The 23420-nt window shown below is 40.3% G+C and carries 25 protein-coding genes and 1 riboswitch; of the genes, 22 read left to right on the forward strand and 3 right to left on the reverse strand.

The features are described 5' to 3' along the window. The first annotated feature begins 281 nt into the window (after nucleotides 1-281). Nucleotides 282-629 carry a GNAT family N-acetyltransferase gene (locus tag ACEQ1T_RS22355; RefSeq protein WP_206838322.1) on the forward strand — a complete coding sequence of 116 codons (348 nt, stop codon included), beginning with the start codon at nucleotides 282-284 and terminating at the stop codon, nucleotides 627-629. 127 nt (nucleotides 630-756) lie between these two features. Here the strand turns inward: ACEQ1T_RS22355 and ACEQ1T_RS22360 are convergent, their stop codons facing one another. Continuing rightward, complete coding sequence (locus ACEQ1T_RS22360) at nucleotides 757-1278, reverse strand: DUF309 domain-containing protein (RefSeq protein WP_206838321.1); 522 nt, start codon at nucleotides 1276-1278, stop codon at nucleotides 757-759. A 204-nt stretch (nucleotides 1279-1482) separates the two neighbouring features. Beyond that, the gene (locus tag ACEQ1T_RS22365; protein WP_206838319.1) at nucleotides 1483-1581 is read right to left on the reverse strand and encodes a YjcZ family sporulation protein; all 99 of its coding nucleotides are present in this window, start codon (nucleotides 1579-1581) and stop codon (nucleotides 1483-1485) included. A 211-nt stretch (nucleotides 1582-1792) separates the two neighbouring features. Here ACEQ1T_RS22365 and ACEQ1T_RS22370 point away from each other — a divergent pair, with 211 nt between their 5' ends. From ACEQ1T_RS22370 to ACEQ1T_RS22460, 19 genes are all read left to right on the forward strand, one after another. Then, on the forward strand, nucleotides 1793-2554 hold the full coding sequence (locus tag ACEQ1T_RS22370) for a segregation/condensation protein A (protein WP_206838315.1): 762 nt from the start codon (nucleotides 1793-1795) through the stop codon (nucleotides 2552-2554). Nucleotide 2555: 1 nt separating this feature from the next. Next, on the forward strand, nucleotides 2556-3143 hold the full coding sequence (gene scpB, locus ACEQ1T_RS22375) for an SMC-Scp complex subunit ScpB (RefSeq protein WP_206838313.1): 588 nt from the start codon (nucleotides 2556-2558) through the stop codon (nucleotides 3141-3143). Between the two features lie 98 nt (nucleotides 3144-3241). Next, on the forward strand, nucleotides 3242-3661 hold the full coding sequence (locus ACEQ1T_RS22380) for a hypothetical protein (protein ID WP_206838311.1): 420 nt from the start codon (nucleotides 3242-3244) through the stop codon (nucleotides 3659-3661). Nucleotides 3662-3692: 31 nt separating this feature from the next. Beyond that, nucleotides 3693-4181 carry a YpuI family protein gene (locus ACEQ1T_RS22385; protein ID WP_206838308.1) on the forward strand — a complete coding sequence of 163 codons (489 nt, stop codon included), beginning with the start codon at nucleotides 3693-3695 and terminating at the stop codon, nucleotides 4179-4181. A 129-nt stretch (nucleotides 4182-4310) separates the two neighbouring features. Further along, a complete protein-coding gene (locus ACEQ1T_RS22390) occupies nucleotides 4311-5201 on the forward strand; it encodes a superoxide dismutase (RefSeq protein ID WP_206838305.1) in 891 nt (296 codons plus the stop codon). Between the two features lie 225 nt (nucleotides 5202-5426). Further along, nucleotides 5427-6578 (forward strand): D-alanyl-D-alanine carboxypeptidase family protein, encoded by a 1152-nt coding sequence (locus ACEQ1T_RS22395; protein ID WP_206838302.1) that lies wholly within the window; start codon nucleotides 5427-5429, stop codon nucleotides 6576-6578. After that, complete coding sequence (locus ACEQ1T_RS22400; RefSeq protein ID WP_206838300.1) at nucleotides 6571-7158, forward strand: nucleoside recognition domain-containing protein; 588 nt, start codon at nucleotides 6571-6573, stop codon at nucleotides 7156-7158. Before ACEQ1T_RS22395 ends, ACEQ1T_RS22400 begins: the two co-directional genes overlap by 8 nt. A 7-nt stretch (nucleotides 7159-7165) precedes the next feature. Next, complete coding sequence (locus ACEQ1T_RS22405) at nucleotides 7166-7702, forward strand: spore maturation protein (protein WP_206838298.1); 537 nt, start codon at nucleotides 7166-7168, stop codon at nucleotides 7700-7702. A 210-nt stretch (nucleotides 7703-7912) separates the two neighbouring features. Next, nucleotides 7913-8638 carry a 23S rRNA pseudouridine(2605) synthase RluB gene (gene rluB, locus ACEQ1T_RS22410; RefSeq protein WP_206838296.1) on the forward strand — a complete coding sequence of 242 codons (726 nt, stop codon included), beginning with the start codon at nucleotides 7913-7915 and terminating at the stop codon, nucleotides 8636-8638. Between the two features lie 181 nt (nucleotides 8639-8819). Continuing rightward, a complete protein-coding gene (gene resA / locus ACEQ1T_RS22415) occupies nucleotides 8820-9344 on the forward strand; it encodes a thiol-disulfide oxidoreductase ResA (protein ID WP_009332804.1) in 525 nt (174 codons plus the stop codon). A gap of 19 nt (nucleotides 9345-9363) precedes the next feature. Next, nucleotides 9364-10995 (forward strand): cytochrome c biogenesis protein ResB, encoded by a 1632-nt coding sequence (locus ACEQ1T_RS22420; RefSeq protein ID WP_370224794.1) that lies wholly within the window; start codon nucleotides 9364-9366, stop codon nucleotides 10993-10995. A 12-nt stretch (nucleotides 10996-11007) separates the two neighbouring features. Further along, on the forward strand, nucleotides 11008-12189 hold the full coding sequence (gene ccsB, locus ACEQ1T_RS22425) for a c-type cytochrome biogenesis protein CcsB (RefSeq protein ID WP_370224796.1): 1182 nt from the start codon (nucleotides 11008-11010) through the stop codon (nucleotides 12187-12189). 428 nt (nucleotides 12190-12617) lie between these two features. Next, nucleotides 12618-13334, forward strand: coding sequence for a response regulator transcription factor (locus ACEQ1T_RS22430; RefSeq protein WP_019380359.1), 717 nt, complete (start codon nucleotides 12618-12620; stop codon nucleotides 13332-13334). Further along, the gene (locus ACEQ1T_RS22435; RefSeq protein ID WP_370224797.1) at nucleotides 13331-15115 is read left to right on the forward strand and encodes an ATP-binding protein; all 1785 of its coding nucleotides are present in this window, start codon (nucleotides 13331-13333) and stop codon (nucleotides 15113-15115) included. Before ACEQ1T_RS22430 ends, ACEQ1T_RS22435 begins: the two co-directional genes overlap by 4 nt. A gap of 254 nt (nucleotides 15116-15369) precedes the next feature. Beyond that, complete coding sequence (gene sigX / locus ACEQ1T_RS22440) at nucleotides 15370-15921, forward strand: RNA polymerase sigma factor SigX (RefSeq protein ID WP_206838287.1); 552 nt, start codon at nucleotides 15370-15372, stop codon at nucleotides 15919-15921. Then, nucleotides 15896-17161 carry a hypothetical protein gene (locus ACEQ1T_RS22445; RefSeq protein ID WP_370224799.1) on the forward strand — a complete coding sequence of 422 codons (1266 nt, stop codon included), beginning with the start codon at nucleotides 15896-15898 and terminating at the stop codon, nucleotides 17159-17161. Before sigX ends, ACEQ1T_RS22445 begins: the two co-directional genes overlap by 26 nt. 214 nt (nucleotides 17162-17375) lie before the next feature. Beyond that, nucleotides 17376-18275, forward strand: coding sequence for a LysM peptidoglycan-binding domain-containing protein (locus ACEQ1T_RS22450; RefSeq protein ID WP_370224801.1), 900 nt, complete (start codon nucleotides 17376-17378; stop codon nucleotides 18273-18275). A 68-nt stretch (nucleotides 18276-18343) separates the two neighbouring features. Then, on the forward strand, nucleotides 18344-19156 hold the full coding sequence (locus tag ACEQ1T_RS22455; RefSeq protein ID WP_370224802.1) for a histidinol-phosphatase: 813 nt from the start codon (nucleotides 18344-18346) through the stop codon (nucleotides 19154-19156). 147 nt (nucleotides 19157-19303) lie between these two features. Continuing rightward, a riboswitch (FMN riboswitch) is annotated at nucleotides 19304-19475 on the forward strand. Nucleotides 19476-19637: 162 nt separating this feature from the next. Beyond that, complete coding sequence (locus ACEQ1T_RS22460) at nucleotides 19638-20222, forward strand: ECF transporter S component (protein ID WP_370224804.1); 585 nt, start codon at nucleotides 19638-19640, stop codon at nucleotides 20220-20222. Nucleotides 20223-20353: 131 nt separating this feature from the next. Here ACEQ1T_RS22460 and ACEQ1T_RS22465 read toward each other — a convergent pair whose 3' ends face one another. Further along, nucleotides 20354-20602: a ferredoxin gene (locus ACEQ1T_RS22465; protein ID WP_009332793.1), complete on the reverse strand. Its 249-nt coding sequence runs from the start codon at nucleotides 20600-20602 to the stop codon at nucleotides 20354-20356. A 259-nt stretch (nucleotides 20603-20861) separates the two neighbouring features. Between ACEQ1T_RS22465 and ACEQ1T_RS22470 the strand changes: the two genes are divergently transcribed. Together ACEQ1T_RS22470 and ACEQ1T_RS22475 are read left to right on the forward strand one after the other, a co-directional pair. Then, the gene (locus ACEQ1T_RS22470) at nucleotides 20862-21920 is read left to right on the forward strand and encodes a helix-turn-helix domain-containing protein (protein ID WP_206838276.1); all 1059 of its coding nucleotides are present in this window, start codon (nucleotides 20862-20864) and stop codon (nucleotides 21918-21920) included. Beyond that, nucleotides 21917-23416, forward strand: coding sequence for an ATP-dependent DNA helicase RecQ (locus tag ACEQ1T_RS22475; RefSeq protein ID WP_370224807.1), 1500 nt, complete (start codon nucleotides 21917-21919; stop codon nucleotides 23414-23416). Before ACEQ1T_RS22470 ends, ACEQ1T_RS22475 begins: the two co-directional genes overlap by 4 nt. The last annotated feature ends 4 nt before the right edge of the window (nucleotides 23417-23420 follow it).

Here is a 23420-nt window from a genome sequence, read left to right on the forward strand (position 1 = left end):
TTATATATAAATGGGGGCAGTAAGGAATCATGAAAAAAAGCAATTGGCTTCTTTTTATTTTATTGCTTGTGTTAAGCATCGGATGGGGACTGGTTTACTGGTTTTTTATAGTTTAGAGCCCACTTATATCAGAAAATGCGTTAAGGCAATGAATAAGCCGGTTTTTATTCGAAAATAGCAACATTCAGCTTGAATACATATACTGTTATGGTAAGTTTACAAATATTAAAAAATGGGAAAAATGGTTTATGATGTTTTTATTCAAATAATGAGGGATTAATATGCTAATTCGATATAAAAAATCATTTGAAAAAATTGCAATGGGTCTTTTATCTTTCATGCCTAATGAAAAAGACTTGAAAAGGCTGCAGCAGACGATGAAGCAATATGAATCAGAAGAAAATTGGCAGCTGTTTTTGTGGAAGGAAGGCGAAGACATCATTGGGCTGGTCGGTGTTACATCAAGTGATCAGACCATGGAGATTCAGCATATCTCTGTTAACCCGTCACACCGGCATCAAGGGATAGGAAAAACAATGATAAAAGCATTGGATGAACTTTATCCTGGCAAAACGTTAACTGCAACTGATGAAACGGAATCTTTTCTGAACAAATGTGATGTTAATTAAGAAAAGAGGAAGCGCCTTGCCACCCCCGACAATCTTTTGATCTCGAGAGGTCAGGAGACGGAGCTGGTCACTTATTGAGGTTCAAAATAATACAATATCATACATTGAAAAAGGCAGCGAATAATCATTATTCCTGCCTTTTTTTCTGATTCAGGGCATCAAGTCTCTCTTTAATGACCATGGTTCTATCTCTTCTTTTATGACGGTGAACAATTTCTTTATCCAGCAGAATGCTGTCAGAGCACCAGGCAATTCCCTTGGAGGAGCAAATATTCATGCATTTTTCCTTAAGCAAGTTGTCTGTAATTGGCAAATTAACGCTCGTGTACTTCCCTCCTTTTTGTATCAGGTCGAGCCTTTCCTTAAGGTCTTTCATCAAATGATCTGCATTAAGTCCCAGTGCCGTCAAATCTGCAGGGCTGCACTCCAATATGCCGATTCCTTTGCGGAGAGTGCGTTCGGCACCATTAAAATTTTCTCTGCGATGATGATAAAAAGAAACTGCCATGAGAATTAATCCGACCCATGTAGAACTCTTATTGTTTCGATCCGTATTCTTCCAGTATTCCTCCAGTATTTCGTGACATTCAAAATAATCACGGTCACCATGAAAATGGACCATGAATTCGATATATTCATCAGGATACATACTTTCACTCCTTGACAATTCTTTCTTTATTTTAACATAGGGAAACGGTTATCAGAAAAATAAAAACCCGGCGATAAGACCGGGCTTTTACAGGGGATGCATTTGAACACTTATATTTGGGCGCTGCTGGCTGGTCTCTGAGATGCCATCTTTTTTCAGGACCAGCAAGCAAAGAGCCTTATTTGCTGTATTAAACGCAACAATTTAGAAGCAACAGGAAGCTCCTACAATAATTAATAGGATGAACAGCACAACAATTAAAGCAAACCCTTTTCCGCAATCTCCAAATCCAGCATTAGACATATAAAATACCTCCTGTATCTTTATTTCCATACATCGTATGTAGGCAATTGCCTGAATGATTGGGCGCATCAAAAAGTTCGAAATTGAATTTGCGGGCATAACGGGCATCAGGGTTATTTTTCTATTGGATAACACTAATGAATAATCTATACTAGATATAGTATTTTGGCGTTTAAGGGAAATTTATATTAGGAAAATTTGGTGGGTATTTATGCAATATGATCATTATAATGTAAAAATAGATGCGTTCGAAGGGCCGCTGGATCTTCTTCTACATCTTATCAATCGGCTTGAAATCGATATCTATGACATTCCTGTATCAGAAATCACCGAGCAATACCTCATTTATATACATACAATGAAGGAGCTTCAGCTTGACGTAGCAAGCGAATATCTTGTAATGGCAGCTACATTGCTGGCAATTAAAAGCAAAATGCTGCTGCCCAAGCATGATGAGGAAGAGCTGGAAGATGAATTTGGAATGGAAATGGAAGAAGATCCAAGGGATGAACTTGTAGAGCGGCTGATTGAATACCGTAAATATAAGGAAGCTGCAGAAGAGCTTAAGGAGCGGGAACAGGATAGAAGTTTAATGTACACAAAGCCGCCTGCAGACCTTTCGGAATATGTAAATGATTCACAGCAGGAAAAAGCTGATTTGAATGTAAGTCTTTATGATATGCTTGGCGCTCTGCAAAAGTTATTAAGAAGGAAGAAACTGCAAAGGCCGCTTTCTGCGAAGGTTGCCCGCCAGGAGATTCCCATAGAGAAGCGGATGTCTGAAATTGTGGACCAGTTAAGGAATTTTAAGGGCAGGAAAAAATTTACCGACCTTTTTCCAATATCAGACAGAGAACATATAGTGGTAACTTTCTTGGCGGTACTTGAGTTAATCAAGCGTAAAGAAATACTGGTCGAGCAGGACAAAAACTTCTCGGATATCTTTGTAGCTTCCATGGAAGGAGAAAAATAAGATGGAGTTTATTAATTGGAAGGGAATTGCTGAAAGCCTTCTGTTTGCTGCTGGTGATGAAGGATTATCCCTAAAGCAAATTGCCCATGTTCTGGAGGTGGAAGAACTTCAGGCCCGTGAAATCATGGACAGCCTTATTGAAGACTATAGCAATAGCAGCCGCGGAATTATGGCGGTTGAACTGGCGGGGACTATTCAGCTTGTTACGAAAAAAGAGTTTTCTCCATATTTAAAAAAGCTGGTAGAATCTCCATCTTCCGCCTCCTTATCTCAGGCGGCACTCGAGACACTGGCAATCATCGCATACAGACAGCCTATTACAAGGACAGAGGTTGAAGAGATAAGAGGAGTCAAGACAGAGAGGCCTCTTCAGACATTATCCGCAAAAGCACTGATTAAAGAAGTTGGACGGGCAGAAGGAACAGGGAGAGCCTACCTGTATGGAACGACTAAAGAGTTTCTTGATTATTTTGGCCTTAAAAGCATAGAAGAGCTTCCGCCGCTGCCGGATAAGATTAGTGAAGAAGAGGATTCATTCCAGGAAGAAGCAGATTTATTCTTTGAGAAATTCCAGGAGCTAGATTCTTGAGTTTTCTGACACATTACAAAGGATGTGTGGTAAAATAGATTTATATTTTTCCTATACATATTAACTTAAAACCATCGGGGGAAATAGGAGGGTTTTGCTTGCTGATTAAACATTGCAGGGGATACGAGCTTGAAAAAGAAAAGCCGAACACTTCGGAGGACTTTTTTAACAGAAGCGAGATTGTGTTCGAAGAAGATGGGCAGGAGAAAACTTTTCATGTTTTATATGTCCGTTTCTTTGATGAATCCATGAATGAGTTCACACCCTATGAACAGAATCCAGTCTTCATTGCTGGTACGAGAGAGGTGCAGTTCAAGGATCTTGTTGCTCTTTCATGTTTATTAAAGAACCCGGGTTTTAGGCATCGCAAACGAATTTATCTAAACTCAAAGGCTGATTTTGCATCCTATTTTCAGGATCTGGACTTTTCCAGGCTTCCCTCCATTTTTGAAGCGCTGGAGAATAAAAAATCCTTTGACCTGCGATCACCTTTAGATTTTATTGTTCAACCGCAGTAATAGCCAGTGTATAAATACGGGGGTGTAATGGATGGGGAATTCAATCGTTAAATCACAAATGGAAGATGTGAAAAATTTCCTCGGTAATAGCGTTGCCGCTTTTGAAGATTTCTTAAATAATACAACGATTAAAGATCTTGAAACAGAAAAACAGGGAAATGTGAATTATTATAAAAGCATTCTTTCACATGTCAGAAAACTGCTGGTTTATTGTGAAGAAGGGCTTGATACCTGCAAGATCATTTTAAAAAGCGAACCCTTCCAAAAGGGGGCTGCCGAAAAGACATTATATAGGATTTACCATCAATGCATTGAAGAGTTTTTCTCTCCGAAAAATGATGCCTGGTTTGAGAATAGCCGTTCAGCATATACTGGAAAAAACTCAATCCAATTCCATGAGGAAGTTCCCGACAGCTTAAAAACAATGTTCAGGCAGCTGGAAGGAGAATTCCAAAGGATTCGGGAGGAACTTGAATATTACGAAACTGATTACCGGACAAAAATGATTCAATCAAAATAGGAATGTTGAAGAACAGCTGGAAGCTGTTCTTTTTTTTGTGTGAAGAATTCCTGGTTCTTTGGAAAACGTACAAACTTCCACTCATACAAATAGAAAGTGAGCTATAAAAAGAAGTGAGTGAGGGATTGTATGAGTAAAATGGAAGATTACATCAGGGAAGTTACAAAATGGAACAAAGAGCTAAGAGAGTTTTTAGACTCGGAGGATGTTGAACAAAACAGTGAACTGTGGCAAAGGCTGGATCATTTTACCGGAATTATGGATGGAATAAGCGGCCCCCTCGATATAGAAGCCCTGGAAAAGCTGCAGGAACAAGTGGATGCTCTACATTCCGATATGGAGAATTACTTTTCTAATAGACAGCAGCTTGGAAATATCTATATTAATGAACCGTACATTTCTGCGGGTAAGCATATTTTGCCTCCGCTCCCTTATGATTACAATGCGCTTGAGCCGCATATTTCAGGCGAAATTATGAGGCTGCATCATGATAAGCATCATCAATCATATGTGGATGGATTGAACAAAGCAGAGGTGATGCTTCAAAATGCCAGGGACAATAATGATTACAGTCTGGTAAAACACTGGTCCCGTGAACTTGCCTTTCATGGATCTGGCCATTATTTGCATACGATATTCTGGAATAATATGAGCCCTGAGGGCGGAGGAAAACCTTCTGGGGCACTCCTGAAAGAAATCAACAAATACTTTGGGAGCTTTGAAAGGTTCAAAAGCCATTTCTCTGAAGCAGCCAAACAGGTAGAAGGCGTAGGCTGGGCAATCCTGGTCTGGTCGCCAAGAGCGCGCAGACTTGAAATACTTCAGTCGGAAAGACATATGCTTTTAACCCAGTGGGATACGATCCCATTGCTGGTTTTAGATGTATGGGAACATGCTTATTATCTGCAATATAAAAATAATCGCGGAGATTATGTGAAAAATTGGTGGAATGTTGTCAACTGGAAGGATGTGGAGGACAGGTATTTAAAAGCATCTGAGTTAAAATGGAAGCCGTACTAAATAGGAGCAGAAATAAGTAAGAGGGGGAGTACCAAGAGTATTCCCCTTATTTTTGATGGACAGGCCACCTCCAAAGCTTCCAGACAAGACAAACTTAATAGTCATATCACTACTTGTCCTGCATAAACTTGTACAAATAAATGAAAAACATGGAACTCCTCCCTGGCGGGGAGATCATGTATTTCGCTCAATTTGACATCCATAAAGGAGACGGGGTTTTGTGCAATGAAAAGGTTTAGCAGGCTGCTGGCCATGGTTTTGGTCACCGCGTTGATGATGATGTATATTCCTCAGGAGACAGAAGCTTCTGTTTCAGTAAGTGCCCGGAGCGCAATATTAATGGAGCAGGATTCTGGCCGTATCCTTTACCAGAAAGATGCAAATGAAGTGAGGAGAATAGCAAGCATTACAAAAATCATGACAGCAATTCTGGCTATAGAGTCCGGGAAAATGGATGACTTGGTTAAAGTTAGTGACCGTGCTGTCAGAGCGGAAGGCTCCTCGATTTATCTAAAAGCAGGCGAAAAAATAAAGCTTGAAGATCTGGTCTATGGACTCATGCTTCGTTCAGGCAATGACTCTGCTGTTGCAATCGCAGAGCATGTTGGCGGAAGCCTTGAAGGATTTGGCTTTTTAATGAATAAGAAAGCTGAAGAGATTGGCATGAAAAACACACATTTCGCAAACCCCCATGGTCTGGATGATCATGAAGACCATTATTCGACAGCGTATGATATGGCATTGCTAACCAGGTATGCAATGAATAATGAGATCTACCAAAAAATTGCTGGAACAAAGGTGCATAGAGCGCCAAATCCAAATGAAAGCTGGGACAGGGTTTGGAAAAATAAAAATAGGCTTCTGACTGAATTATATGAGTATTGCACCGGAGGAAAAACAGGCTATACAAAGAGGGCGAAGAGAACTTTAGTAACAACAGCATCCAAAGGAAGTTTAAATCTGATAGCAGTAACATTAAACGGACCCGATGACTGGAATGATCATATTAATATGTATGAGACAGCTTTTAAAACCTATGACATGGTGGAAGTCTTGCCGAAGGGAGTTATAGAGGATATTGATGAAGATTATTATAAAGGCAAAGTTTATTTAAAGCATTCCTACAACTACCCTGTTTCAAAGGAGGAAAAAGGCAAGTTTAAAATTGATATAAAGCTGCAGAAACCTGAATCAGAGTGGGAAGACAGCCGGACTATGCCTGAAGTCATCGGTCATGCAACAGTGTATTTTGAAGATCAGCCTGTTAAAAAGCTCTCTTTATATTATAAGCATGATCCAGCAAAAGAAGATAAATCGCTATTAGATTACTTTAAGGGGCTTTTTACCTCCATTGCGGGAGTGAAAACAAATGGTTAATATCATTTGGGTGATGCTTACCGCTATAGGCATAGTTTTCGCTATGATAAATGGCACCATGAATGAAGTGAACGAAGCCATTTTCAATGGTGCAAAAGAAGCGGTCACGTTATGCATCGGCCTAATTAGCATTCTTGTTTTTTGGCTGGGAATGATGAGAATAGCAGAGGACGCTGGATTGCTGAAAAAGCTTGCTTCGTTATTCCGGCCAATTGTGAAAAAGCTATTTCCAGAGGTGCCCGGAGATCACCCTGCGATGGGATATATGCTTTCAAATATGATGGCCAATATGTTCGGTCTTGGAAACGCAGCTACCCCGCTCGGCATTAAAGCTATGGAAGAGCTGAAACAATTGAATGGAGGCAAAAATGAAGCGAGCCGCTCTATGATTACCTTTTTGGCCATCAACACTTCAAGTCTTACTTTAATTCCTACAACCGTGATTGCAATACGGATGAATTATAATTCCGCCTCGCCAACCGATATTGTAGGTCCCACTTTAGTGGCTACATTCTGCTCAACATTGGCCGCAATAATGATAGATCGTTATTTCTATTACCGAAGAACGCGTAAAGGATGAGGTTAGGATGGAGATTGTGTCAGCTGTTTCCCTTTGGTTAATTCCTATTTTAATAGGCTTTATATTAATATATGGAACATTTAAGAAAGTTCCTACTTATGAAAGCTTTACTGAAGGCGGAAAAGAAGGCATAAAAATTGCTGTATCCATCATTCCGTTTCTTGTCGGCATGCTTGTAGCCATCTCGGTCTTCAGGGCTTCCGGCGCTCTGGAGTATTTTATGGATCTGATCAGGCCCGGACTTGATGCAATTGGAGTACCTCCTGATATCGTACCCCTTGCTATCATCCGTCCGATCTCTGGGACTGCAGCTCTGGGAATGACCAGTGACCTAATCGCTGTCCATGGTCCCGACTCGTTCATAGGCAGACTTGCCTCCGTGCTTCAGGGCAGTACAGATACAACTTTTTATGTATTGACGGTCTACTTTGGAGCGGTAGGAATCAAAAAAATGGGAGATGCCCTCAAAGTCGGACTCTTAGCCGATTTGGCAGGCATCATTGCATCCATTGTGATCGTAACACTTGTTTTTGGCAGTATGTAACATTAAAATACATTTTCCTGCACAAAAGATACCTGAATTGGGGTATCTTTTTTATTTTACTTCCAAATTCCAACTTTCAGTAAATATAGACTCTTTTTAATGTAAGCTGTTTTGACTATGGTTTGCTTTGAAAACTTGACGAATTATGTCATAATTCAGTAGGAGTGAAAAAGTATGAAATACTGTAAATAAAACTTTGAGGTGACATATATGGAAAGATTGCAGAAGGTTATTGCCCATGCCGGGTTTGCTTCGCGAAGAAAAGCGGAAGAGCTAATGGCTGAAGGCCGTGTAAAAGTTAATGGAAAAACTGTGAAGGAACTGGGTGTTAAAGTATCTCCTTCAGATCGGATTGAAGTGGATGGGATTCCAGTTGAGAGAGAGGAGCCCGTTTATTTCCTTCTCTATAAGCCAAGAGGCGTAATTTCTGCCGTTTCCGATGATAAAGGCAGAAAAGTCGTCACGGATTTTTTTGAAGGCATCAAACAAAGAATTTACCCAGTTGGCAGACTGGATTACGATACATCCGGAATTCTCATTCTTACCAATGATGGGGAGTTTGCAAATCTTTTAATGCACCCAAGCAATGAGATTGAAAAAGTCTACGTTGCCAAGGTAAAAGGCATCCCTTCAAAAGAAAGCATGAGAAGCCTTCAAAGAGGTGTGGTACTCGAAGATGGAAAAACAGCACCTGCTAAAACCAAACTTTTATCAATGGATAAGAAAAAACAGACAGCAATTGTGGAAATCAGCATTCATGAAGGACGTAACCGCCAGGTTAGGAGGATGTTTGAAGCCATTGGCCACCCCGTTCTGAAACTGAAGAGGGAGAGATATGGCTATCTCAATTTGCAGGGGTTATCAGCGGGAGATGCGAGAGAACTTACGGCCCATGAAGTTAAGCAGCTGCGGGCACTTGCTATGACGAAGAAATAGTTAGCCCTGAAAAATTCATAGAAGTGTCACAGTTACGATAATTTGTTAACAATATAGGTATGATGAAAAATGCTATAATAGTAAACAGCTATGAGGCTAAATTCTTTTTCCATATGTTACATATAACTTGTTAAATGTACGATTTTTGATCTGAAAGGATGCCTTAGGAGGGAAGTTTTTTATGAAAAAGCAGCGTCTGGTAATGAGAACTGTCATATTGCTTGTCCTTGGTGCTGCCGTGGCATATACGCTATACGCTAATTTTACAAAAGACAAGATTCAAAAGGTTGCCGTGGGGGAAAAGGCACCAGATTTTGTTCTGACAGATATGGATGGAAATAAACACCGATTATCAGATTATGAAGGCCAGGGTGTTTTCCTGAACTTTTGGGGAACATGGTGCAAGCCCTGTGAGAAAGAGATGCCATATATGAACAACCAATATAAGCAATTTAAAGATGAGGGTGTTCAGGTTTTGGCTGTCAATGTAGGAGAAACAGATTTGGCAGTTAATAAATTTTCTGAGCGTTACGATTTATCTTTCCCTATTGTCATTGATAAGAATACCCAGGTCCAATCAGCTTACGGGATTAATCCTCTTCCTGCCACTTTCCTTATCGATAAAGATGGTAAGGTTGTCAAGTATATTACAGGAGAGATGACTGAAGATACGATCAAGAACTATATGGAACAGATTAAACCATAGGTTACGGGGAGTTTTATATATGAAAGAAGTAAAGTGCGACTGCGGCCATGTAAACCCCATAGGTACAATACTATGTGAGTCATGCGGCAAGGTATTGGAAGAAAAGGAAAAGGATAAGAAACTTCTGGATATGCGGTATGAGGGAAGTGCACGCCGTTCGCAAACCTATAACAAAACGATAATTGATAAGATATGGAATTTCTTCTCATCTGTTAAGGTTGGAGTCTGGCTGATTGTCATTACGCTGATTGCTTCAGCTCTCGGGACAATTCTGCCTCAGGAAATGTATATTCCGCCGATCATGCCTGCTGAAGAATATTACGAAGATCAATATGGCTGGATAGGCAAATTATACTATGATTTAGGATTTCATAACCTTTATAGCTCATGGTGGTATTTGATTTTGATTGCCTCAATTGGCATTTCGCTTGTGATATGCAGCCTGGATAGGGTAATCCCTTTGTACAGGGCTCTAAAAAAACAGAGGGTAAGCCGTCATGAAAGCTATCTGCTGCGCCAGCGGATTTTTGGGGTGTCTCAGGCAGAAGACAATGACCGGGCATTTACAATGGCAAAAGAAAAATTAAAATCCAAGAAATACAGCATCAGAGAAGAGAATGGAAACATCCTTGCCGAAAAGGGACGTTTTTCAAGATGGGGCCCATACGTTAACCATGTAGGGCTTATCATATTTTTAATCGGAGGAATGCTGCGTTTTGTACCGGGCATGTACGTTGACAAAATACTTTGGATCCGGGAAGGCGAGACAAAGGTCATTCCTGAAACCAATGGAGAATACTACCTTAAAAATGATGGCTTCATCCTTGAAATGTACGATAAAGAGAAAGATAAAGAAGTGTTTGAAGAAGCGATTGATAAGGCAGGGATGGTAGCAAAAAATTATCAGTCCAATGTGACTCTATATAAAAAAAAGGGAGATACAGTTGCAGGGGAAGAGGCTGATCTCGAGAAAGTTAAGGACTTTGAAATTAAGGTAAATAAACCTCTGAAGTTTGAAAAATTTGCATTATACCAAGTAGATTATAAACTTAATGAGCTTAACAAAATGTCCTTTGCCTTGACAAATAAAAAAACGGGTGAAGAATATGGTGATTTAACAGTCGACCTGAACGATCCTCAGGATGTTTATGATCTTGGAAATGGCTATAAAGCGGAGGTTGTCAGTTATTTTCCCGATTTTGAATTTGATGAAAATGGGGAACCGATTACAAAGTCCAGAGTTCCTAATAATCCTGCCTTTGTTTTTAAAATGTATACTCCGGAAAAGCCAGATGGAGAAATTAGCTTTGTTGCAATCCGGCAGACAATTGAACCTTTTGGCGACAATGAATATAAGATGGCATTTAAAGGCATAGATACTAAAAATGTATCGGCTCTGACTGTCCGAAAAGATTTGACTCTATGGATTATCGCATTGGGCGGTGTTATTTTCATGATAGGTGTTGCGCAAGGGTCTTATTGGAACCATCGTAGAATCTGGCTGCGCCGTGTCAATGGAGAAGTGTGGGTAGCCGGACACACTAATAAAAACTGGCATGGACTTAAAAGGGAAATAGAGGCAGCATTGGACGGAACCGGAATTAAGGTGCCGGAAGACCAGCTTCAAAATCAAAGTGAAAAGAAAGGCTAAGGAGGAATCTGATTGGTTACAATAAGCAGCAATTTACTATACACAGCTTTTATCCTCTATTTAATTGCTACTGTCTTTTTTGCTGGCTCCATAAAGGATAAGAAAAATATAAACAAAGGGCCAAACAAATGGGCAGCAATTGGACTATGGATTACCATTATCGGGTTTGCTGCACAGCTCGGCTACTTTATTACGAGATGGATTGCAGCCGGACATGCGCCTGTCAGCAACTTATTTGAATTTACAACATTCTTTGGAATGTCGCTTGTAGGTGCTTTTATAGTGATTTACTTGATTTATAAAACACCTATTTTAGGAGTCTTTACACTACCTGTTGCTGTGCTTATGATCGCTTATGCAAGCATGTTTCCGCGGGAAGTTTCACCCCTGATTCCGGCTCTGCAGAGTGATTGGCTTCATATCCACGTTACAACAGCAGCAGTTGGACAGGCTATATTAGCTGTAAGCTTTGCTGCAGGTATTATCTATTTAGTAAAATCAGTCGATCAATCTAAGCAAAGTAAACAGAGATTCTGGCTGGAAGCCGTTATGTTTGGCTTGGTTTGTACACTTGGCTTTATTATTATAAGCTCAAGCTTTTCAGTTTCCGGCTACAAGGCCGAATTTAACTGGGTCGATAAGAACGGACAGGAAGCTGTGCTTGAATATCATATGCCTGCTTTAACCGGTCCAAACGAGGGAAAGCTGATTACGGAAGGAAAATTTGAACCACTGGCGGAAATGCCTGCAATTATTAATGCCAAAAAACTAAATACAGTTATATGGTCATTGGCTTCAGGTATCATTCTATATCTTGCTTTAAGATTGATTCTCCGAAAAAGGGTTGGAGCTGCGCTTCAGCCGCTTGCAAAAAATATTAATCTGGATTTGGTTGATGAGATCGGCTACCGTTCAGTATTAATCGGATTTCCGGTATTTACGCTCGGAGCGTTGATTTTTGCCATGATATGGGCACAAATCGCCTGGACCCGTTTCTGGGGATGGGATCCAAAGGAAGTATGGGCGCTTATTACCTTTCTATTTTATGCTGCCTATCTTCACCTTCGCCTTTCAAAGGGCTGGCACGGTGAAAAGTCTGCGTGGCTCGCAGTAATCGGATTTATCATTATCATGTTTAACCTGGTTGCGGTAAACCTGGTCATTGCAGGATTGCACTCCTACGCCGGATCATAACAAGAAAAGCGGAAGCGCCTTGCTCACGAAGGAACGCAGACTAAGAACACCACGTCCTGTGGCAACGTCTGCATGACCCGCATCCTGCGGACCTCAAGCACAAGACGAGCCTCCCGGAAAGGCGTTCTTTGCCTTTTTGGGCGGATTGACCGAAATGTGGAGGCGACTGCCCAGGGACGACAGGCATAAGATGGTTCCTGTAAGAAGGCGTTTTTCCTTCTGAAAGGAAACGGCTTATGACCCCCGAGTCCCTAGGAGCCGAAACAAGACAAGCTTGTGACCTCGAGGGGATAGGCGCTGGAGCTAGACAGTTCTCAAAATTCAAAGATAATAATTCTGATATTAAACATACAAGCCTTCACTTCACAATAGTGAGGGCTTTAATTAAAGCTTTATTTATTTAATTGAACGTTAGGGGGATTTGAAAAATGGAAAACCAAGTAAAAATCTTACTAGTGGATGATGAAGAGAGAATCCGCCGTTTATTAAAGATGTACCTTGAGCGTGAAAATTATTCGATTGATGAAGCGGAAAATGGAAACCAGGCTTTGTCAAAAGCTTTGGCAAATGATTACGATGTCATTCTTTTGGATTTAATGATGCCTGGCAAAGACGGCATTGAAGTCTGCAGAGAGCTGAGAGAGAAAAAAGCTACCCCCGTAATCATGCTGACTGCAAAAGGGGAAGAAGTTAACCGCGTACAGGGTTTTGAAGTGGGCACTGATGATTACATTGTAAAACCTTTCAGCCCAAGAGAAGTTGTGCTTCGCGTGAAGGCATTATTGCGCAGGTCTTCTAAAACTACCTACCTTCAAACAGAAACAACAGCGAAAGATGTAATCGTTTTTCCTCATCTAACGATTGATAATGATGCTCACAAAGTGCTGGCTGATGGGAAAGAAGTCAGTTTAACGCCTAAGGAATATGAACTTCTTTATTTCCTGGCAAAGGCGCCAGATAAGGTTTTTGACAGGGAACAGCTGCTAAAGGAAGTATGGCACTATGAATTTTTCGGAGATTTAAGAACAGTCGATACTCATGTAAAGCGCTTGCGAGAAAAATTAAATAAAGTTTCTGAGCAGGCTGCCAGAATGATTGTCACTGTTTGGGGAGTGGGCTACAAGTTCGAGGTTATCAATGAATGATGCTCTTTAGGAGTGTTGCAGGTAAGCTATGGGGCACTATTCTTTTATTAGTTTCCTTTGTACTGCTGATTTTAACAGTCATGCTGCTTGAGTTTTTTGAGAATTACCATATAAATGAAACAGAAAAAGGATTATCGAATACAGCCCATAAAATAACCAGAATTTTAAAAGAGCATAATCGTGAAGTCGGTTTGGAGATTTCCTGGGAGCTTGTCGATGATGTTACCAAAGTAGTCATTATTAACTCGCCGAATGAGTACTACTATTCCCCAAACCATACAGATTCATTAAAACTCCCCATCTCCTACCTCACCGAGGAGGATGATTTAAAAGAAGTTCTCACGGAAGATAAAACTGTAAAAAAAGTAACATCTGTTAATCCTGAGTATTCAGAAGAAGATGCAGATGATGACAGCAAGATTCTTATAATTGGGGTGCCTCTTGAAGGTGACAGCAGCAAAGGGGCCGTCTTTATTTATCAATCCATTGAAGTCATGCATGAAACACTGCGTTCAACGACCAAGTTCATTTTGCTGGCAGCAGGAGTCGCCATCATTTTAACAACCATCTTTGCATTTTTCTTATCGACAAGAATTAATGCTCCGCTCAGAAAAATGAAAGAAGCTGCCTTTGAGGTAGCAAGAGGCAAATTTGATACAAAGGTTCCGATTCTGACTAATGATGAGGTTGGCGAATTAGCCATGGCTTTTAATCAAATGGGCAGACAGCTGAAATTCAATATGAATGCTCTAAGCCAGGAAAAAGAACAGCTGGCAAGCATTCTAAGCGGAATGGCTGATGGGGTAATTACCTTTAACCGGGATGGCACGATCCTGATCACAAATCCTCCTGCGGAGCGGTTTTTGCAAAGCTGGTTTTATGAACTGGATGACATAGAGAATAATACAGAGGAAGTGCCATCCAAAGTAATGGAACTTTTCCAGCTTGCTGTAAATACCGAAAAGGAGCAAATTGGTGAAATCTCTATACAGGGACGTTCCTGGGTGATCATCGTCAGCCCTCTTTATAACAATAAATATATAAGAGGAGCGGTTGCGGTTATCCGGGATATGACGGAAGAGCGTAAGCTTGATAAGCTCCGCAACGATTTTATAGCGAATGTTTCTCATGAATTAAGGACGCCCATTTCTATGATGCAGGGGTATAGTGAAGCGATCGTCGATGATATTGCCGGAACGGACGAAGAGAAAAAAGAAATGGCAAGTGTCATTTATGATGAATCCCTGAGAATGGGCCGGCTTGTGAATGAATTGCTGGATCTTGCCAGAATGGAAGCTGGACATATTCAGCTGACAATGGAAGACACTGAAGTGAATTCCTATCTGCAAAGAATTATAAGGAAGTTTCAGGGGCTGGCAAAAGAGAAGGAAATTAGTCTGGAAAATGATCTGCAAAGCAAGGGTGTCCCTATTCAATTTGATCCGGACAGAATTGAACAGGTCATGACCAATCTGATTGATAATGCCATCCGGCATACCCCTCAGAATGGAGAGGTAAAAGTGATCGAAAGAAGTGATGAACGGGGACTGTTTATTGAAGTGAAGGATTCTGGCTCGGGGATTCCCGAAGAAGACCTGCCGTTTGTATTTGAACGCTTTTACAAAGCGGACAAAGCAAGAACGAGGGGCCGATCTGGAACAGGTCTAGGCCTTGCAATTGCAAAAAATATAATTGAAGCTCATAAAGGTCATATTACCGTTCAAAGCAAGACCGGACATGGTACGACATTTTCAATTTTTATTCCTCGAAATGAAGGATAAAGGCGAGAAATGTGACGATTGTTCTTGATACACGGGAAACAATTAATAATAAGCTTAGGGAAGGAGATGCATGAAATTTCCTTCCCCTTTTTTTTGAAAGGTATTTCTATGCATTAGGCCGGGGTTTCTGCAGGAAAGGGAGTAATCCTGCACTTAAACAGGCTCTTGCGCTTTTCTGCGAAATAATAATATAGTTAAACTGTAACTTTTTTTAGAGAGAGAACGACTATTTTATTGAACGGGGAGGGGAATCCATGGACTCCGTTTTTGATGAACTTTATAAAAAATACCATCATGACGTTTTTCAATTTCTTTTTTATATGGTCAAAAACAAGGAACTGGCTGAGGATTTAGTCCAGGAAGTCTATATAAGAGTATTAAAATCATATGAAAGGTTTGAAGGAAAAAGCAGCGAAAAAACATGGCTCTTTTCAATTGCGCGGAATGTTGCCATAGATTCCTTTCGCAAACAAAAGGGCTGGAAGCAAAGGATTATGGAGAAATTTGACTGGTCAACTCAGCAGGTAAAGGATGAGCTCCCACTGCCTGAAGAAATTGCCTTGCAAAGAGAAGAAATTCAGCTGATCTATCGCTGTCTGGATTTATGCACCATTGACCAGAGGCTTGTCATAATTATGAGATATATACATGAACTCAGCATTACTGAAACAGCTGATTCACTAGGCTGGACCGAAAGCAAGGTTAAAACAACCCAGCATCGTGCTTTAAAGGTGCTTAAAAAGCATATGGAAGATTTTAAGGTGAAGGAGGGAATGGATAATGAAGGAATCAAAGTGGAGCGATGAGCAGCTTAAGGAATTTCTGAGCCAGATGCCTAAAATTAAGGATGATCGTGATCCGAGAGACATTTATCAAGCCATCGAATTGAAGATGGGAAAGCAAAAAAACAGAACATGGATCCTGCCGTCTATCGCAGCGGCTGCTGCCTTGCTCCTGCTTTTTATTCTCGTCCCAAACCTTATGAGCTGGCAGGAGTCTGCAGATAAGCAGGTCGAATTGAAAGCGGACCGATCAACCTCATCTGAACAAATAACCAATGAAAATAACACTATTCTGGAAGCGAAAGAGGAAGACTCTGAATTAATTGCCCAAGAGAAAGGCTCAGAAGAACTGGACCAGGCAGAGCTGTCAACTGAGCCGGAAGCGGAAGCGAAATTAAATGATGAGATAAACAAGAAGACAGTTGCATCAGAATCAAGCCCTACTGCCGTTTATGAAGAAGATTTGGCAGGGAAAGAGGTACTGACTTATGCGATTCCGGATAAGGATGCGCAAAATATTGTACCCGTCAGTGTTTTAATTGATGAAGACCCTGCCAGGACGAAATTTGAACAATTTGAAGACACGATGAGCAGGCTTACCGAAGATGAATGGGGTTTAGATGATTACTATCCTCTGAAAGCAAATTTCACCTATGATCAGGAAAATAAAATGTTAACTGTTGATGTGCCAGCGGATCATCCATATAGTATGTCTTCCGCGACAGAATTACTTTTAGAGAAGGTCTTGTCCAATATAATGAATAATCTTGATATAGAAAAGATTAACCTCATGACTGAAGGGGAAATCGGCGTTGAATTTAGCCATTATGGAAATAGAGAGGAATTTATCCCGGAAAATAGCAATGGTAACTTAATTTATTATTTCTTATATCCAAATGGCGCAGAATCAACACCATTCCTGGTCCCGCTTAGACAACATCTCAACTCTATAAAAGATGCTCTAACAGCCATGAAGGAAGACCGGACTGAAAATAATTTGCAGGCATCCATACCAGAAGACATTGATTTTGAAACAGAAGAAATACAGGATGGCAAACTCTTAATCCGTTTTCATAATGAATCAGAAATAATTGATGATGAATCAACACTTCATGCGATTGAAGCAATACTTCTTACGGCAAAAGATTTTAATTTTGATACAGTTAAATTGGAAAATGCAGATGTTGATAAAATCGGCAAGTTTGACCTTACTGAAGAATTAAAGGTACCAGTAGCAGCTAATAAACGAGATTTGCCAAATTAGAGAGGGCGGCCCATGTGGCTGCCTTTTTTTTTTGAATAAAAATCCCTCAGGACTGCATAAAAACCATGCTGCTGGAAGTATACTAATAACTGTGCTTTTAAGAGCTTTATGTTAATTGTTCTAAAAGAGTACAAGCTGTCATAGGGTGAAAGAGAGTGTGGACAGTGGCAGGCACTCGTACGGATATTTCAGCTGACAACATAGGAGGAAAAGGATGAAGGATTACATAAGGCGTTTCTTTATCGCAGGAATAATGGCTCTTTGTGTGAGTCTGTTATTTTTGGGAGGGAAGCATTCTAAAGCTGCGGAGCCAAAAATTCCGGAAATGACAAAGCATTGGGTATGGCCTGCAGATGGTGTAATTACAGACACGTTTGGGACAAGGAAAGGGCATCATAAAGGCATCGATATAGCTGGGGATTCCGGGAATCCAGTTTATGCTGTTGACACAGGAATTGTGTCCAGGTCTTATTATTCCCAAACATACGGAAATGTGATATTCATTAAACATAACAACCAAACTGAAACAGTGTACGCCCATCTGGAAAAACGTTTTTCTGCTGAAGGAGAAAATGTTGAGCAGGGACAGAAAATCGGACTGATGGGAAGCACGGGTGACTCGTCAGGTGTGCATCTCCATTTTGAAATACATACGCATGCATGGACAGCTGATAAAATAAATGCAGTTGATCCCTCTGTTGCATTTGGAATGGGAGTAGTTGGACAAGCTGTAAATGCTGTGATTAAAGAGGAAAATGCGCGTGAAGTTTCAGCACGGCCGTCTAATGTTGAATCAGGGAAAATAAAAAATGATTCCGTGGAAACTTACCATATAGTTAAAACAGGGGAAACATTGTGGTCTATTGCTGCACACTATAATCTGAATGCTGGGGATATTGCGGATTTAAATAATATTAATCCTGATCACATTTTTTTAGGTCAAAAGCTATTGATAAAACCCGAGAAATATACAGAATACACTGTTAAACAAGGAGATACTCTATCTTCTATTGCGAAATTTCATGATACAACTGCAGAAGCAATCAAAGACTTAAATAATGCTGATTCAGATGTAATAAAAATTGGACAAATTCTAATCATTCACAAAAAATAGAATAGAAATGATTGCACCGCTTTACTCCCTTAAAGTATAATGGGTAAAAAACTGGGGGAGTTTGAAAAATGCTTACAGACTATCATAATCATCTCGAAAATGGCACGTTGAGCCTGGATTACTTAAAAAAATTCACAGATGCTGCAGTTCAGAAAGGGATTGAATCTTTTGGAATTTCAGAGCATGCATATCATTTCTACCAGACAGCAGACATCCTGCAGAATCCATGGGTAAACGAGAGGCGTTTTTATGATATGAAAGACTATGTGAATGTTTTTCATGAAGCTTGGAGCAATGACATAGATGTGAAGATGTCGATCGAAATGGACTACACACCAGGCAAACATGGTGAAATGGAGAAGTTTATCAATAGTTATTCGTTTGACTATGTAATCGGATCCATTCATTGGGTTGGAGATTTCGGTATAGACCTGGCTGAATTTAGAAAAGAATGGGATAAACGGGATCTATATGAAGTATATCGAAAATATTTTGATCAGGTGGTTACTCTGGCTCAGTCAAATTTATTCGATATTGTTGGCCATTTAGACCTCGTGAAAATTTTTAAATATGTTCCACAGGACGAAGAATTTTTGCTGGAGCAATATGATCGTGCAGCCAATGCGCTGGCAGAATCCAAGACATGTGTTGAAATTAGCACGGCTGGTCTGAGAAAACCAGTGGGGGAACTATACCCGGACAAACGTCTTCTTCAGAGATGCCATGAAAAAAATATCCCGATTGTTTTATCGTCTGATGCGCACTTTCCTGAACATGTAGGTGCAGATTTTGAAAAGGCAATTGACCTTGCAAAAGAAGTGGGGTATCAGTCCATCATGACCTTCTCAAAAGGAGAAAGAAAGGAATATCCGCTTGGATAATATATAAAGGATGGCTTATTGCCGTCTTTTTTTGTTATATCTAAAAAAACTGAAAGGGTTTTGGCATGGATCTAAACCTGACAGGTGAACATATCCCTTCACAGAATAACTTTTTTTCAGTATAATGAATCTGTATAAATAAATACGGTCTATCTTCGGGGCAGGGTGAAATTCCCGACCGGCGGTGATGGGTCAATATTGACTCTAAGCCCGCGAGCCTTAGAGCAGAGTTTTTGAATAAAAAGCTCTGCAGTTTATTTGGGCAGGATTTGGTGCAATTCCAAAGCCGACAGTACAGTCTGGATGGGAGAAGATGGAGGTTCTGCAGACGTTCAAAATATGCAGGTTTTGAACGTTATTAAGCGTGCCTTTGCAACTATCCCTCAAGTTATATTAGCTTGAGGGTTATTTATTGCGAAGACTTTTGCTTAGCTGAACCTTTCTTCTTTAGGAGAGATAGTCCTAAAAAGGAGAGAGGAACTTGAAAAAACTTAATATCAAATCTATGGTTGCTATTGGAATGCTAAGCAGCATCTCTTACGTATTAATGCTGCTCAATTTCCCAATCCCGCCGTTTCCGCAATTTCTGATGATTGACTTCAGCGATATTCCTGCATTAATCGCAGCGTTAATCTTTGGTCCAGCAGCAGGGATCTTAGTGGAACTTATTAAGAATATTCTTGATTACTTCATGACAGGGAGTGCAACAGGTGTTCCTGTTGGGCATATTGCAAACTTTGCCGCAGGCATTTTGTTCGTCCTGCCGACCTATTATGTGTACAGCAAGCTGAAAACAAAAAAGGGCATGACGTTTGGGCTTGTAATCGGCACAATGGTTATGGCTGTCATTATGAGTGTGCTGAATTACCTTGTAATTCTGCCGGCATATACATTCTTCCTTAACTTCCCTGCAATGTCAGCGCCTGAAATGAGAACAATGATTGTGACAGGGATTTTGCCATTCAACATTTTAAAAGGTTTAATCATTTCAATTGTTTTCATGCTTATTTTTACACGCATGAGAACTTGGGTGGAAAAGCAGGCTGTTATTAAAAGCGCAGCTTAATACTATATAAGTTTATAGCAGCGGCAAATGTGCCGCTGCTTTTCTGTTCATGCATGCAATGTTAACAAAAAAACTCCCTTTCATGATGAAAGGGAGCAGCAGCTTAACAAAGGTTAGAGTATGGTTGAGGATTATTCGTATTTAAGCGGGTCGCCATCAAAAGCATCATCAGCTACTTTGATTGAATCGGTCGGGCAGCCTTCGAATGCATCCATCATATCATCAACTAATACATCAGGAATTTCAACGATACCCTGGTTATCATCAAGGGTAACGAAAGCGATGCCTTCATCATCATAATCATAAATGTCCGGTGCAGCTGCGCCGCAAGCTCCACATGCAATGCATGTTTCTTTGTCAACAATTGTATACTTTGCCATGAAAAAACCTCCCAAGATTTAAACAATTAATCGTCCATCAAAATGATGGTAACACATTCCTCACATCTATTGTAAAACTGAATGTTCAACTTTTCAATAGAAAATGTATTGAGAATGCTTATCACACAAGGGTTTAGGCATAATTTACCCTATGAAAAAATAATTAAAACGGCCTGCCGATTTCTTTCATGATAAAATGGAAGAAGGAGAACAAGCTTATGAAAACAAGATTAAAATCTTTGGCCGTAAGGTGAAAAAAATGGATAGAACTTATTTGAAAACTGTAATCATGTACTGTGTTAAAGAATTACAGGGACAAAGGACTATATACTCTATTTTACATTTGCTCAATGGAAAAAAAACTTCCCAAACCATTCAAGATGCTCATTTATTTCAGCTGACCCAGCTTTTTCGAACATTTGGAAGTTTAAGCCGGGATGCTCTGGATCATCTTTCACAAGAGATTGAAAGCAGAAGCTGGATGACTGCAGCTGATGAAAAGCATTACATTTTGACTGCAGAGGGCAAGGAAGAGCTGGAAAGGTCTCTTTTAGAATGTCCAATACCGTCTTCATTAAACGGATGGCTGTATCATAGTGCAGCTGACCTGTTTTGGGAGAGGATTACTCTTTTAATTCAGGTTATATCACATTTAAATAATGACAATGTAAAATACCTTCCAATTCAAAGAAAAAGAGATGTTCATGAATGGCTGAAATATTTTTTGAGAACATCTGGATTCGCCCGCAATGAAATAGGAAGTGTGCTGAACAGGGAACTCTGCCAATGCCTCGAAAGGCTAAGGGATATTAATCCTGCTGTGCTGACTTTGAGGCTGTCAGGCTATAACCGTATTGGCCTCACTGCTGTTCAGGCTTCAGAACACCTGGGAATCAGTCAGGATTATTACCACCATCAGTTCCTCGGAGCCATTCATCATATTCTTGCTAGCGTAAGAGAAAATGCTGCCGGATATCCGCTTATCGATAAATTAGTGTGCGGGGCAGGAAATGAAGTTCAGCTAACGTTGTCGGCCCAAAAAACATACACATTGCTAAAACAGGGACTGGATTTGGATGTTATAGCGAAAACGAGAAAATTGAAAAAAAGTACAATTGAGGATCATGTGGTGGAGGTAGCTCTGAATGACAGCGGCTTTAATATCACACGGTATGTATCGGAGAGGAAACAGAAATTGATTCTTCAAGCAGCAAACAGTGCTGCCTCATTACAACTAAAGCAAATACGTCAAATGGTGCCGGAATCCGATTATTTTGAAATCAGATTAGTCATGGCAAAGCTTGGAGAGGGACAATGAAATTAGAAGCGTTATTGCAGAGCAAATTTGGCTATCCTTCCTTCAGACCTGGACAAAAGGAGATCATTGAATCAGTACTTTCAGGGAGAAATACTGTTGCCATGCTGCCAACAGGTACAGGGAAATCCCTCTGTTATCAGCTGCCGGGATATATGGTTGAAGGCCAGGTGATTATTATATCTCCCTTGCTGTCTCTTATGCAGGATCAGGCTGAACAGCTTATGATAAATGGGGAAAAACAGGTAATTGCATTCAATTCTTTTTTATCCCGCTCAGAAAAAAAACAGGCATTGATTCATTTGAATCAATATAAGTTTATCTTTATTTCACCCGAAATGCTTTATTATGAGTCAGTACTTTCTCAGCTGAAGAAATTGCGGATTGCTTTATTTGTTGTGGATGAAGCTCATTGTATCTCCCAATGGGGATATGATTTCAGGCCAGATTATTTAAAGCTTGGCGAAGTCAGAAAAATTATAGGGAACCCGGTTACACTGGCTTTAACTGCTACAGCTACCCCTGAAGTAAAAGCAGATATAAAAAAGTCACTTGGCATACTGGAATGCAGCGAGTTTATTTACTCCGTTGACCGTCCTAATATTGCACTATCTGTAGAAAAGTTAGAGAATTTCCGTGCAAAAACAGAGAGACTTGAGGAGCTTGCTGAAATCCTTGAGGGCCCTGGAATTATTTATTTCTCCAGCAAAAAAATGGCGGAACAGACAGCTGATCTGCTTAGGGACAAGGGACTCAGAAGAGTGATGGCTTACCATGGGGGAATGGACCAGGAAAGCCGTATCCTTGTGCAGCAGCAATTTATTCATGGACAGCTCGATCTTATTTGTGCTACAAGCGCCTTTGGCATGGGGATTAACAAAGATAATATCAGGTATGTAATACACTTTCATATGCCTCTTCAGATGGAATCCTACCTGCAGGAAATTGGGCGGGCTGGGAGGGATGGAAATCAAAGTATTGCCATCATGCTCTATGCACCGGGTGACGAGCAGCTTCCTATACAGCTTGCAGAAAGTGAATTACCTGACAAAGCTCAAATTGATTGGATTAGGGAATGGCTAGAAGAAAACCCAAATGCGATCCTGAATATCGGTGCATTTGAAGAGACAATTAAGCAGCGTTCAGGTTTAACCGATGTTCAGTGGAGAATATTTAATGACTTTTTTGAGCGGAAAAGCAAAACTGGACTCGATTACAGAAGGATTCTGCAGGAGATGAAGGGTTATTATGAAGGCAGGATCAAATTGAAAAGGGATAGCATTGAGGAAGTATATAAGTGGATACACAAGAAGACATGCCGGAGAGAGAATATACTTTCCTATTTTGATGAGGAAAAAAATTCCTCAGTCCCATTCTGCTGTGATATATGTGGTTTGCGATTTGAAAAATTCACAAGAAATACAAATTCAGATAATCAGGAAAACCCGCTTTATGATTGGAAAAATCATTTAGAATACCTCCTGATTCCAAGTGAGTGAATTA

It is taken from the genome of Cytobacillus sp., from assembly GCF_964223445.1.
Lineage (GTDB): Bacteria > Bacillota > Bacilli > Bacillales > Cytobacillaceae > Cytobacillus.

Bases quoted from the DNA above. Each gene is read 5' to 3' on its own strand.
- ACEQ1T_RS22355 (WP_206838322.1), top strand. From the start codon at position 282: ATGCTAATTCGATATAAAAAATCATTTGAAAAAATTGCAATGGGTCTT.
- ACEQ1T_RS22360 (WP_206838321.1), bottom strand. From the start codon at position 1,278: ATGTATCCTGATGAATATATCGAATTCATGGTCCATTTTCATGGTGAC.
- ACEQ1T_RS22365 (WP_206838319.1), bottom strand. From the start codon at position 1,581: ATGTCTAATGCTGGATTTGGAGATTGCGGAAAAGGGTTTGCTTTAATT.
- ACEQ1T_RS22370 (WP_206838315.1), top strand. From the start codon at position 1,793: ATGCAATATGATCATTATAATGTAAAAATAGATGCGTTCGAAGGGCCG.
- scpB (WP_206838313.1), top strand. From the start codon at position 2,556: ATGGAGTTTATTAATTGGAAGGGAATTGCTGAAAGCCTTCTGTTTGCT.
- ACEQ1T_RS22385 (WP_206838308.1), top strand. From the start codon at position 3,693: ATGGGGAATTCAATCGTTAAATCACAAATGGAAGATGTGAAAAATTTC.
- ACEQ1T_RS22390 (WP_206838305.1), top strand. From the start codon at position 4,311: ATGAGTAAAATGGAAGATTACATCAGGGAAGTTACAAAATGGAACAAA.
- ACEQ1T_RS22395 (WP_206838302.1), top strand. From the start codon at position 5,427: ATGAAAAGGTTTAGCAGGCTGCTGGCCATGGTTTTGGTCACCGCGTTG.
- ACEQ1T_RS22400 (WP_206838300.1), top strand. From the start codon at position 6,571: ATGGTTAATATCATTTGGGTGATGCTTACCGCTATAGGCATAGTTTTC.
- ACEQ1T_RS22405 (WP_206838298.1), top strand. From the start codon at position 7,166: ATGGAGATTGTGTCAGCTGTTTCCCTTTGGTTAATTCCTATTTTAATA.
- rluB (WP_206838296.1), top strand. From the start codon at position 7,913: ATGGAAAGATTGCAGAAGGTTATTGCCCATGCCGGGTTTGCTTCGCGA.
- resA (WP_009332804.1), top strand. From the start codon at position 8,820: ATGAAAAAGCAGCGTCTGGTAATGAGAACTGTCATATTGCTTGTCCTT.
- ACEQ1T_RS22420 (WP_370224794.1), top strand. From the start codon at position 9,364: ATGAAAGAAGTAAAGTGCGACTGCGGCCATGTAAACCCCATAGGTACA.
- ACEQ1T_RS22430 (WP_019380359.1), top strand. From the start codon at position 12,618: ATGGAAAACCAAGTAAAAATCTTACTAGTGGATGATGAAGAGAGAATC.
- ACEQ1T_RS22435 (WP_370224797.1), top strand. From the start codon at position 13,331: ATGATGCTCTTTAGGAGTGTTGCAGGTAAGCTATGGGGCACTATTCTT.
- sigX (WP_206838287.1), top strand. From the start codon at position 15,370: ATGGACTCCGTTTTTGATGAACTTTATAAAAAATACCATCATGACGTT.
- ACEQ1T_RS22445 (WP_370224799.1), top strand. From the start codon at position 15,896: ATGAAGGAATCAAAGTGGAGCGATGAGCAGCTTAAGGAATTTCTGAGC.
- ACEQ1T_RS22450 (WP_370224801.1), top strand. From the start codon at position 17,376: ATGAAGGATTACATAAGGCGTTTCTTTATCGCAGGAATAATGGCTCTT.
- ACEQ1T_RS22455 (WP_370224802.1), top strand. From the start codon at position 18,344: ATGCTTACAGACTATCATAATCATCTCGAAAATGGCACGTTGAGCCTG.
- ACEQ1T_RS22465 (WP_009332793.1), bottom strand. From the start codon at position 20,602: ATGGCAAAGTATACAATTGTTGACAAAGAAACATGCATTGCATGTGGA.
- ACEQ1T_RS22470 (WP_206838276.1), top strand. From the start codon at position 20,862: ATGGATAGAACTTATTTGAAAACTGTAATCATGTACTGTGTTAAAGAA.
- ACEQ1T_RS22475 (WP_370224807.1), top strand. From the start codon at position 21,917: ATGAAATTAGAAGCGTTATTGCAGAGCAAATTTGGCTATCCTTCCTTC.